Annotated in this window: 1 pseudogene; it reads right to left on the bottom strand. The window is 63.9% G+C overall.

The annotated features are described in order from the left end of the window. Window positions 1–853: pseudogene (locus tag FOJ82_RS15925) on the bottom strand (IS3 family transposase); the annotation flags it as partial. Between the last annotated feature and the right edge of the window lie 84 nt (window positions 854–937).

Here is a 937-nt window from a genome sequence, read left to right as displayed (position 1 = left end):
ATGAGCTCGGGACCGTTGTCGCACCTCAGCACCGCCGGGGCGTCCCGGCTTGCGACGAGGTCGTCGAGATGGGCGGCGAGTCGATCGGCGGTGATGGAGCGTTCCACGAGGCCGCCGATGCATTCGCGGGTGTGTTCATCGACGATGGAGCAGATTTTGATCGGCCGGCCACGCTCATCGCTGTCGAATTGGAAATCGATCGCCCACACCACGTTCGGTGCTACCGCGGCTGGCGCGTCACAGGTGGAGGCACCGATGCGTTTGCGGCGGCGACGCTGCGGGACGCGTAGACCTTCTTCACGCCACAGCCGCTGGATCTTCTTGTGGTTCACAACCCAGCCTTCGGCGCGGGCGTCGTGATAGGCCCGGCGGTATCCCCACCGCGGGTGTTTCTTGGCATACTCGTGCAGCCAGTCCCGTAACGCCCGGTCTGGGTCGGCCACAGTGTCGGCTTTCAAGGGGCGGCGGTAGGCCGATCGGGACAGCCCGGCCAGGCGGCACGCCATCCGCTCACTGATCTGCAAGGTTCGGATCAGGTGAGTCACTGCGGCGCGGCGCCGGTGCGGGCCTAGAAGTTTCCCTCAGCCAGCTCCTTGAGCGCAGCCTTTTCTAGCTCGGCCTCGGCCAAGAGTCGTTTCAGTGTCGCGTTCTGTTTCTCGAGCTCTTTGAGACGCTTGGCATCGTCGGCTTTCAGTCCGCCGTACTGGTTGCGCCACCGGTAATACGTTTGCTCCGACACCCCGAGCTCTCGACACACCCCGGCCACGTCCGCGCCGTTGCCGAGCATCTGGTCGGCTCGGGTGAGTTTGCGGACAACCTGTTCGGGGGTGTGACGCTTTCTGCTGCTTGTCATGATGAGACCAGTCTTCCTGCCCGACGTATCGGGCGACAAGACGACTCTCACAACGTCTGGACCTACTAAACGGGGTCAGGCCAG

Origin of the sequence: Tessaracoccus rhinocerotis (genome assembly GCF_007197885.1) — a bacterium.
Lineage (GTDB): Bacteria > Actinomycetota > Actinomycetes > Propionibacteriales > Propionibacteriaceae > Arachnia > Arachnia rhinocerotis.
The sequence above is the reverse complement of the archived record's forward strand: the minus strand, read 5'-3'. Positions and strand labels throughout refer to the sequence as shown.